Annotated in this window: 10 protein-coding genes and 1 pseudogene; 3 read left to right on the plus strand and 8 right to left on the minus strand. The window is 39.5% G+C overall.

Annotation, left to right across the window (positions count from 1 at the left end):
* On the plus strand, nt 1-360 hold a 360-nt coding region (locus tag AB4153_RS08900), incomplete at its 5' end, for a hypothetical protein (RefSeq protein WP_371997182.1).
* A 24-nt stretch (nt 361-384) separates the two neighbouring features.
* Here AB4153_RS08900 and AB4153_RS08905 read toward each other — a convergent pair.
* Both AB4153_RS08905 and AB4153_RS08910 read right to left on the minus strand, forming a co-directional pair.
* Nucleotides 385-531, minus strand: a pseudogene (locus tag AB4153_RS08905) (hypothetical protein); the annotation flags it as partial.
* A gap of 95 nt (nt 532-626) precedes the next feature.
* Nucleotides 627-1,052: a hypothetical protein gene (locus AB4153_RS08910; RefSeq protein ID WP_371997104.1), complete on the minus strand. Its 426-nt coding sequence runs from the start codon at nt 1,050-1,052 to the stop codon at nt 627-629.
* 317 nt (nt 1,053-1,369) lie between these two features.
* Here AB4153_RS08910 and AB4153_RS08915 point away from each other — a divergent pair, with 317 nt between their 5' ends.
* The gene (locus tag AB4153_RS08915) at nt 1,370-1,795 is read left to right on the plus strand and encodes an HPP family protein (protein WP_102529348.1); all 426 of its coding nucleotides are present in this window, start codon (nt 1,370-1,372) and stop codon (nt 1,793-1,795) included.
* A gap of 128 nt (nt 1,796-1,923) precedes the next feature.
* Here AB4153_RS08915 and AB4153_RS08920 read toward each other — a convergent pair whose 3' ends face one another.
* The 4 genes from AB4153_RS08920 to AB4153_RS08935 all read right to left on the minus strand — a co-directional run bounded on the left by AB4153_RS08920 (nt 1,924) and on the right by AB4153_RS08935 (nt 6,978).
* On the minus strand, nt 1,924-2,424 hold the full coding sequence (locus AB4153_RS08920; RefSeq protein ID WP_303515160.1) for a zf-TFIIB domain-containing protein: 501 nt from the start codon (nt 2,422-2,424) through the stop codon (nt 1,924-1,926).
* 264 nt (nt 2,425-2,688) lie between these two features.
* Nucleotides 2,689-4,599 (minus strand): methyl-accepting chemotaxis protein, encoded by a 1,911-nt coding sequence (locus AB4153_RS08925; protein ID WP_303515157.1) that lies wholly within the window; start codon nt 4,597-4,599, stop codon nt 2,689-2,691.
* A gap of 526 nt (nt 4,600-5,125) precedes the next feature.
* The gene (locus tag AB4153_RS08930) at nt 5,126-6,271 is read right to left on the minus strand and encodes a cupin domain-containing protein (protein WP_303515154.1); all 1,146 of its coding nucleotides are present in this window, start codon (nt 6,269-6,271) and stop codon (nt 5,126-5,128) included.
* 260 nt (nt 6,272-6,531) lie between these two features.
* Complete coding sequence (locus AB4153_RS08935; RefSeq protein ID WP_102529346.1) at nt 6,532-6,978, minus strand: hypothetical protein; 447 nt, start codon at nt 6,976-6,978, stop codon at nt 6,532-6,534.
* 447 nt (nt 6,979-7,425) lie between these two features.
* On the opposite strand from AB4153_RS08935, the gene AB4153_RS08940 reads away from it, so the two are divergent.
* Complete coding sequence (locus AB4153_RS08940; protein WP_371997105.1) at nt 7,426-8,502, plus strand: sensor domain-containing diguanylate cyclase; 1,077 nt, start codon at nt 7,426-7,428, stop codon at nt 8,500-8,502.
* Between the two features lie 87 nt (nt 8,503-8,589).
* Here the strand turns inward: AB4153_RS08940 and AB4153_RS08945 are convergent, their stop codons facing one another.
* On the minus strand, nt 8,590-9,027 hold the full coding sequence (locus tag AB4153_RS08945) for an SAM-dependent methyltransferase (RefSeq protein ID WP_371997106.1): 438 nt from the start codon (nt 9,025-9,027) through the stop codon (nt 8,590-8,592).
* A gap of 9 nt (nt 9,028-9,036) precedes the next feature.
* Nucleotides 9,037-9,918: a DMT family transporter gene (locus AB4153_RS08950; RefSeq protein WP_371997107.1), complete on the minus strand. Its 882-nt coding sequence runs from the start codon at nt 9,916-9,918 to the stop codon at nt 9,037-9,039.
* Nucleotides 9,919-10,076 lie beyond the last annotated feature (158 nt).

The following is a 10,076-nucleotide window of genomic DNA, read 5'->3' on the forward strand; positions in this document are numbered from 1 at the left end:
ACAGTTTTCGCATTTGGCTTGGTTAGCGCACTTGTCGCATTTTCCTTCACCTTTACAGTTTTCGCATTTGGCTTTGTTAGCACATTTATCGCACTTGCCTTCACCTTTGCACCCTTTACAGTTGTCACACTTGGCTTTGTTAGCGCATTTTTCAGATGTGTCGCACTTGCCTTCACCTTTACACCCTTTGCACCCTTTGCAATTGTCACACTTGGCTTTGTTAGCGCATTTTTCACATTTGTCGCACTTGCCTTCACCTTTGCACCCTTTGCAATTGTCACATTTGGCTTTGTTAGCACATTTTTCGCACTTGCCTTTATTTGGGCAGTGGTCGCCATCTGCTTGGTGAGCATGTTCTAAATTCATGCCGCATTTAGGGCAAGTATCGCCATTCTGACCTGTTACTTCTGGATGCATTGGGCAAGCATGTGACTGTTTCTGCTCGGCAACATTATGATGTGCCGCAGTGGCCACTTGTACCGTCGAGCTGATTAAAAAGAGACTTAGGACGATATAAATTATGTTTTTCATTGCTTATTTCCATTAAAGATTCGGGCACGTTGTTCTGAATGATGTCAGTGTCCGTGGTTTATAAATAAAGTGACTAATTGTTGCTACTGTTAAGGTTAAGCAATGGGAGGTCTTAGGTGCTGCGTTGGCAGTATTGATTGAAAGTAGGGGGTAAGGCTGACAATTTTATTATCTGGATGATGAAAAATTTGCCAAGGTTCATGCATCAACAGAGTGTCAGCAATACTGATATAAAAGCAGTTATCACAATCCGATGAGCAAGGGGTTAGGCCATCACAATGATGGGCTTTATTATTGGATAGAGTTTCATGTAGATGGTTTGCAGAACTGCAGGTTGTTAATAAAGTCGGTGCCAGCTTTCTGTCATGGGGATCATCGGTTTCAGAACTGATTATATTGTCAGAGTGAGCGAGATTGCCTACCTTTGGCATCATAAAATTCGGATTCGCAAATACCAACTGGCTGAACAGCGTCAGTATGGTAAAAACATATATTGTCCGTTGCCGAAAAAGGGTAAACATATCAGTTCCATAAAATATTATGGCTTGAGCTTATCACCATTTTTTTTCAATGAATCTGACTCAATTCACAGTTACAAAATCAACCTATGCCTTGTCATCATCAGCGATTTAATCTGTTAACTAGATCACTGGTGTTTATCTCTAAGCTGTTTGCATTCTCCTTATACTCGGCCTCATATTTTTATCTGATTATTTCCTACAAAAGTCCGCTTTCTATTTAATTCGTTAAATATAAAATGAGCGACTAAGTGCTTCATCTAGCTATTTCTGCCTATTTTGATTAATCTTTATTAAGTCACAGCTTAAGGAGTAAAGCGATGAAAGTAAGCGACATTATGACACCCAACCCTGTTTGTATTAGTCATCAGGCTAGCTTAAAGGATGCCCACTTATTGATGCAAAGTCGTAATGTGCGTCATTTACCTGTTATCAGTGAAACAACAGGAGAGTTCATCGGCTTACTGACACACAAAAAGATGATAGCAAGTGTGTTAAATACCTTGAACAAGTACGGTCAAGGCGCACTCGATAGAAAAGAGCGTTATACGCCCATCGCAGATATTATGGAAACCGAGGCGCAAAAGTTAGGTTTAGATGAACCTCTGACCGTTGTCGTGCAGTATTTTATTGATAATAAACTAGGTTGTTTACCGGTGGTTGATGAGGAAAATAAGGTACTGGGGATTGTGACTTCATCGGATTTTGTCAAACTCTGCCAGCGATTGCTTTTGATGCAGAAGTAATATTCGCCAAGTTATATTCACCAAGTAATATGTGAAATTTTCAAACTCTTAATTTTCATACTTATTTAGCTTATATTCTATAAAATGAGCTGGAATAAATCCCGCTCACCAAACTGAATCATGGATTATTAAAATATTCTTGTATTGATAAATTGAGAGAAGCGATTCAATTTTTTAGCAAGCGATTGCTTTTGTTCAATTTGAGTGAAGTAAGCTTGGTACATTGGATCTTCTAGCATGTTTTTTTCAAAATCTTTTCCAGCCTGCTCTCTATCTGATTGATGTGGAAATAAGCCGCGTAATTTAGCGAGCTCACCATAATCAAACCAAATGCCGCCACATCCTGGGCAAATATCAATTTCTATTTGATGCTTAGGGCTATAAAACTGTCTAGCCATGACAATATCAGTACATTTAGGGCAATTAATTCTTTTAGAGTAATCTAATGCTGGCGGGGAAAATTGCGCTAGATGGTCGATTAACACAGTTCCACGATTTTCATGCTGCTCATCAAAGTGAGCTAATTCATGATTATCAAAAAAGACACCACCACAAGCCTGTGAAATATCGACGGCGATACCGCCTACTTTGACTTGTTTTAAGTTTGATTCCGTTCTTGGACACTTCATAAAAACTCCTTTTATACTATAACTTACAGTATCTTAACATGTTAAATCTAACTAGCAATTTGTTGCTTGGTTAACTTTGGGGAATAACAATTAATGAAACGAAATTCAAATATTCATTGTGACATGGTTAAGTCAGCCTATTTCCCTTATTGTGTTAGTCCCTATTGTTTCAGATGATTTTTTGTAGATTCAGACTTAAAAATAAAGCCAAGCTATATTAGCTTGGCTTTAATTCTAGTTATGGTGCTATTACTGCGAGAGGGTTTATTTCAACTTAAATCGACCGACTAACCCATCTAAGTCATTTGCCATTGATTTAAGTGCATCACTAGAGTTCTCAATACTTGCCGATGCGTTAGCACTGCTTTCACTGCTGTCGCCAATACTGACAACATGCTGATTAATCTCATTTATCACTGCAGATTGCTCTTCTGTGGCTGTGGCAATTTGGATATTAAGCTCTGAAATATGGTGAACATTTTCAACGATATCTTCAAGTGCTTGATGGGTACGTTGCGAAGCTTGAACACCTAGTTCTGCATGCTCACGTCCTTCATGAACAGAAGATACAGCGGCTTTAGCACCGTTTTGAAGCTCTGAAATCATCGTGTGAATAGCATCGGTAGATTCATTCGTGCGCTGGGCTAAACTTCTCACTTCATCCGCAACGACAGCAAAGCCACGACCTTGTTCACCAGCTCTAGCCGCTTCGATGGCCGCGTTTAGTGCAAGTAAGTTAGTTTGTTCTGATATGCCTCGTATAACATCTAGTACGCTGGAAATAGATTCACTTTTTTCAGCCAAAATAACGATGTTAGAAGAGACTCCTTCCATGTTTGATGCCATCTCTTTAATGGTTGAATTAGACTCTTCGACAACCGTTTGTGCGCGTTGAGCTTTTTGCGTTGCCTCGGTTGTTGCATTTGCAGCTACTGAAGCGTTGTTGGCTATTTCTGCAATGGTACTACCCATCTCATTAATAGCGACGGAGACTTGGTGTGCTCCATCACGCTGAGTATCAGCGGATGTTTTTGAGTGCAGGGCATCGGTGTAAACTTGCTGTGAGGCAGTATTGACTTTATCTGAGGTGATAGCTAGCTCTTGTACCACATTGTGTAGTTTGCTGATAAATGCATTAAACCCTTTAGCTAAGCGGCGCATCTCTTCATTGCCATCTTCATTAATGCGTTGGGTTAAATCGCCTTCGCCTTCGCCAAGTTCTTTAAAGGTATCGGCTAGCTGGTTTATTGGGCGAACTAAGCTATTACCAAGATAGATGCTGATCATCACGAATAGTCCTGCAATGACTACAAAGGTCATCATGATGTTATTACGCGAAGTCGCAAGACCTGCATAAAGCTCTTGTTCTGGCACCTGAGCAATAACATACCAGCCTAAGCTTGGAATATAGCTTGAGGCAACCATTTGTCCATCAGCGATAGCAAAGGCGTAATCGTTCTGATTAAGCAGTTTTTGACTATTAATTGAAGGGTAAATGTCAGAGAGGTTTTTTTCTGCTTTATAACCGATACTCTTGTGAACCTTGATAACACCGTTACCATCGACAAGATAAACAAAACCTGTTTCTTCAATTTGGAAACTGTTGAGGTAAGCGACCATAGCATCATAAGGTTTAGATACTCCAGCCATTCCCAGTCCATTGATTTGTTTATAGTTTATAATGATGTCAGTGCCACCAGTGCTATCATGATAGATGCTAATTGATTGCTTTTCATCATTGTCTTTAAAACGGAAGAACCACTTATCGTGCCCTGGATCCATTACCCGTAAAAAACCATTTTGATTCCAGTATTTATGGGTGTTTTTATCAGCGAATGAGACATTCCTAAAGCCATTATCACGCGCAGTTTGCGTTAAATACTGGATTAAGTGCTCTTCACCTTTAGCGCTTTCGCCTTGTTCGATCCAAAGTTCAATCATGCTGTTATTAGCGATAGATTGCGTAACCACTTTCATTTGGTTGATTTCGCCATCAATAGCATTACGGATCCGTTGTACTAGGTTGGGTGTATCTGATTGTTCTATACGTGTCGAAAGCAATTGTTTGGCACTATTTTGGCCGACATAGGCGACAACACTCGTTGATACAATGACAGCAAAAAGCATTGCGGTAATGAGTCTATTGCGAATGGATAGGTTAGACAAAAAATTCATGAATACAGCTCCTACACATCTATAATTTTAAAATTTAGGTTGTGTGTTTGATGGTTAGGTTTTCCTAATCTTAGGTGGTAATTATATCGGCTTTCATGTCATAACATTTAATGTTTTTGTATGTGAAATGTGTTTTTTTTGCTATTAAAGTGGATATAACTGCTTTGTAGGACAAAAACAAATAATCACACTATTGTGAATGTTTATCTTTAGGGAAGTGAGAGAGAAAACGCATAAATATCGAATGTAGGTTTGTAGAAGAAGGCTATAAAGAGAAGGCTAGGCTTCTAGGTTAATAATAAAAGTATAAATTACTTATTTAGTTAAATCGCATTGGATTTTGGGTTTTGTTTCTTGAGTGGCAGGGCTTTACTGCCAACTAAGCAAATACTCTTTTCGACAGGTTCTCAATGAAGCTACGCCATTTATTGATGATTGCTTGATTCAGTTGCTTGATTCAGTTGCTTGATAGAAATAGTTCATTCAATCAAGTAACTGAATCAAGTGCATATTTTAGATTTAACCGTTATTCGATTTCGTCGAAATACCAATAGCCTGCGTTAACCCAGTGGGTTAATTGCTCAACCACTTCATCATCATTTAGCCATGGGCTTAAGTCTTGTGCAGTTAACTCTTGGGTATCACATAGCAGTGCAATTAAGGCTTCTTTATCTGCTGATAATTGAAGTTGCTCGCCATTGATATACAGCACACCGTCAGCAACGCTGGTTTCAAAGTACAGCGTGCGCAGGCCGCCAAGCTTTACTAAAGGTTGTAGTTTAAGTTGCTCTGTGACATCTAGGGTTTGAAACCCTAAACTTTCTTCTGGTAAATCTAGCTCACATTTAGATTGTGTTAGGTAACGACCACTAAATTCACTGACTAATGTGTCATCAAGGGTAGCAAGCAGTTGTTGCTTAATACGTTCAAGATCGCTGTTATTCACTATGCCAGAATGTTCACTGATAACGCGATCAGGATCGGCTATTTGATCGTTACATAAGTCTTTGTCGATGATGTGATCTGCCATTGCGCTAACCATGTCTTTAGCTGAGGCAGTTCGATAACCCACAGAAAAGCTCATTGATGGTTCAAGTGTCACACCGTCATGAGGGTAGCCTGGTGGTAGATATAGGATATCGCCTGGAAGCAACTCTACATCAATAATCGGATCGAATGCTTCGGTGTGCAGTAGTGCTGGGTGTGCAGAGAATTCTTTGTGTGGACCAAGGTCGCCAACTCTCCAGCGTCGTCGGCCAGAACCTTGGCAAATGAATACGTCATATAGATCAATGTGTGGACCCACTCCACCGCCAGGTGTGGCATAACTCACCATCACGTCATCTAAACGCCAGCGCGGAATAAAATCAAAACATTTAAGCAGTTCTTCAGCTTCTGGCACCCAGTTATTTAGGGCTTGAACGATTAAGGTCCAGTCTGTTTCACCCAGTTCTTCATAAGATTCAAATGGGCCAAATTCAGCTTGCCATTGATCATTTTTCTTAAATACACGGCGAGACTCAACCACATCTTCACAAGCCAGCCCTGCCATTTCTTCTGGTGATAGCAAATTTTCAAAGTGTTTAAAACCTTGACGGATCACCAGTGGCTTTTTTTGCCAGTACTGTTCGAGAAATTGTTTTGGCGTCATACCATTTAAATCTAATTGCATGTTTATTACCCACTAAAATTTGCGGCGATCCTAACAAGTATTAGCAATGAGTAATTTGCCTGAGATCATATTATGGCAGATTAGTTTTTGAAAATGATGAAGCTCAATGATTCGAAAACCAGATTCGAAAAACAAAGTCGGAAACCAGATTCAAAAACCGGATTCAAAAACCAGATTCAAAAACCAGAGTCGAATAATCGTAACATGACTGGTATGTCGTTTAGTTTCGGGATGTTTACTGCAGGTTGAATAACTTAAGTTTATCTAATTGCCAAGATCAAGCGACCATCATTAAGCTTTTCATTCACCATTGCGCCATCTAGTTTCTGTCCTAAAGGTGATTGTGGAGTGATAACGACAATGTTTCCATCGTCGAGTTTTATACCGCCACAAACAGGCAATAGCCAGCAATTCATGCCAGCTTCTAAGGTCACTATCGCACCAAGGTTGATGTCATCTTCGGCCGTAAAGTCTTTAAGAGGAAGCGCCGTTAAGCGTTTTATCATGATATCAATATCAGCGACTCGTTGTGATTGTCCATGTGCTAAGTAAGCGGCTTCTAAACCGATTGTGTCATATTGAGTTTCTGCCACGCTTTGTTCATTGGTGGCGTCATTATGGGCATCTTCAGCTGCACTCAGTGCCGTTTGGCGTTGGACTATCAATATATCTAACAGATTTTGCAGCAAAGATTCTTTTTCAGTCATAGGGCGCTTACTTACTTCTCTTATTCAGTGCTTGTAAAGGTGCAGCTGTTAATAACAATAATTCTTGTGATGGTAAATTTTATCAAATTAATAGCAGCATTATCGGGTTATTTTCTGAGTTACCCTGAATCAATAATTATCTAATTTTTGCATGAGCGTTGAGTTAACGTCGCGTGTAAATTGGCATGGATACGGTTTGATTAGATAGTTATAAAAGTTTGATTTAAATCTAAGTTTTATCAATAAACTCATAATTTTCTAGCGGTTTTTTGTTAATTTAAATAGGATGGGATAATGAAAGCTAGGCTTGATGATGTAGTTTAATACACAAGTTAATTGACTTGAATTAACTCAAGTTTAGGTTGATAAATGTTTAGCTTTCAAAGCAAGTAAGGCCATGGAAGTGATTGTTGTATGTTCTATTTTGATTAACAGTATCAGAAGGCTATGAAACCAATAAAAAGCATGACAACAAACGCGCAATATGCGGAACTGTTTGACTCCTTAGTACGTGTGAGTAAAGGATTGAATAAGGTCAGTTCCCTCAAGGAAATGGCAGCTTTCTTACAAACAGAAACCAGTACATTGTTTCAATTGACCGATGTGTGGATTTATATCACCGATGCGAAACGAACGGGGTGGCTGAATCATGTGGCTGGTGTTGGTCCTAACGCTGAAATCATGTCTACTATAGTGCCTCACATTAACTACAATGATGATCCTATTTTCAAGAAGATGCTTGGCCAACGAAAAATCTTTTATACCGAAGATTTGTTGATTGAGCCCGAGGCAAATAAAGATGTTACTCCGTTACTTAACCTTCGAACGGTAGTGAATTATCCATTATTTGTTGATGGCAAAGCACTTGGAGTGATGGCTTTTGGTAGTTTTGGCGAACAAACCGTCATTCTATCGCCGACTGAGCTGAATTACTTCGATGTCATAACTGAACAAACCGCTCTCACTGTGTCGAGAATGCATTTTTTCGATAAATCTCAGCAAGATCATCTCACCAAGTTATCTAATCGCTATGGATTAGAAAAGAAACTGCGAAATTTAGATGATAACAATAGTGACTGTGATTCAGCACTGTGCTTCATCTACCTAGATTTAAACAATTTTAAGCAGATAAATGACAATTTTGGCCATCTTGCAGGTGACCATATGTTGAAGACATTTTCGAGTTACCTTTCAAAAGAGCTTAAGAGTGCAGATATCATTGCCAGGATTGGTGGTGATGAATTTGTGCTGGTTTTTTCTGTTCCTGAGCAATGTGATATTGACGATTTTGTTCACAAAATTATTCAACGAATAAAGCACCATTGTTGTACGGTCGCATACCGCGGTATGAAGTTTCAATTGGAGTTTGCTTGGGGGCATGTTGCCGTTGACAGTAAGGATTACTCTATTAATGACTTGTTTAACGTTGCAGACATCAAGATGTATCAACTTAAAAATTCGCAAGTAAAAGTAAAATCTGCACGAGTTGTAAAACCGCAAAAACAGGTGGCTGAAAAAGCGTAAAGCCATGACTAACGATAATACGTTTTTCGTGGCTTTTATGGTTCGTATTTTAAAGCGCCATGCAATATCAATGACGATTAAGTGACTTTATTGATTGCTCACTTCCCGTTTAATTGCAGGCTTAATATCAATTAATTGAGTATGGTTTAAACAATCTAACCCTTTCACCGTGATGACCCCATTTCTTATATTTTCAATAGGCAAGACCGCTGCGCCAATTGGATTTGGGCGATTGGGAGAGCGCAAAGCAAATGTTCCCTTCACCATTTGTTGCCTGCTTGTTTGAACGAGTTCATTGCGCGGCGCGTCACCTAGCCAGTATAAAATTAAAATATCTTGCCCGTCACTGAGTCCAAGTAGGCCTTCTTTATAATCATCATAAAGCGCTATCTCGCACACTGGACCATTATCTTGAATGTTATTCGGACACGTATCGATGGCAAGATATGGGGTGTTAATTTGGCCAATAAACTTTAGTGTGGCTTTTGTTGATGTTGCTGCTGCTGTTATAGAGGTTTTAGACATGGTCTTTCCTTAATGCTCGTTCTTTAAACTAAATAGGGTGTAAAAAAATATCGTCGTGATAATGACTGCACCACCTAAAAGGCTGGTGTTAGCCGGAATTTCACTAAAAAACATAAATGCCCATATAGGTGCTAGTACAGTTTCAAGCATTAACGTCATCGATACTTCAGGAGCTGAGATGTGACGAGTTGCTACCATGGAGAAAACACGCCCTAGGGGAGCTGTAAATAAACCCATAACGCCCATAATCAACCAAGTTTCCATGCTATAACTTGAGGGAGTAGCAAAGTAAAACATCACTATGGCGAGTAATAGCCCGCCAAGACCAACAATGGCTAGCCTGCTGATATCTTGATATTTACGTAGTAATGTAAACATCAGTGCTAAACAAGTGACAGAGAACAGGGCCAATAAGTCACCTAACCAATTTCCTGTGTTCACAGAGCCCGATACCACGATAGTTATCCCAATCATGACAGCGACGATTGCGAATAAGGTTGAGCGATTAGTGGTTTCTTTTAGTATCAACCAACTGAAAATGGCGGCAATGGCAGGAGTGGCGCTTAAAATGACAAATGTGTTGGCGATAGACGTCATTTTAATGCTAAACACTAAGCCTGTTGCACTCCCTAACATGAGTATGCCTGATACCAGTATTGGCCAGCCGCTTGCTGTTAACGCTTTTCTGATCCCACGTTTATCATTCATTTTAAGTAATATCGGCATCGAGATTGCGCTGAATAATCCAAACAAAAAGGCGGTATCGAATCCGCTAACGCCTGCATAGCGAATAAATATGGGATCGATACTCATTAGCAAAGCGCCTAACAATGCGAGTCCAAAGCCTATCTTTCTTGAATTAGTCAGTGCTTTGGTTGTTGAATTTGTCATCTTAATACCTCAAAATAAAATCATACCAGCGAGTGTGATTTTATTTTGATAAGCTGTCAATGCAAATCATACTCTGCGGTATGATATTTTTGAGCTTAAATTCACTTGGATTGATTAAAGAGCGAATTAGAACTACTGGTAAGGCTTGAAGTAAGGCT

It is taken from the genome of Shewanella sp. 10N.286.52.E4 (genome assembly GCF_041468785.1).
Classification (GTDB): domain Bacteria; phylum Pseudomonadota; class Gammaproteobacteria; order Enterobacterales; family Shewanellaceae; genus Shewanella; species Shewanella electrodiphila.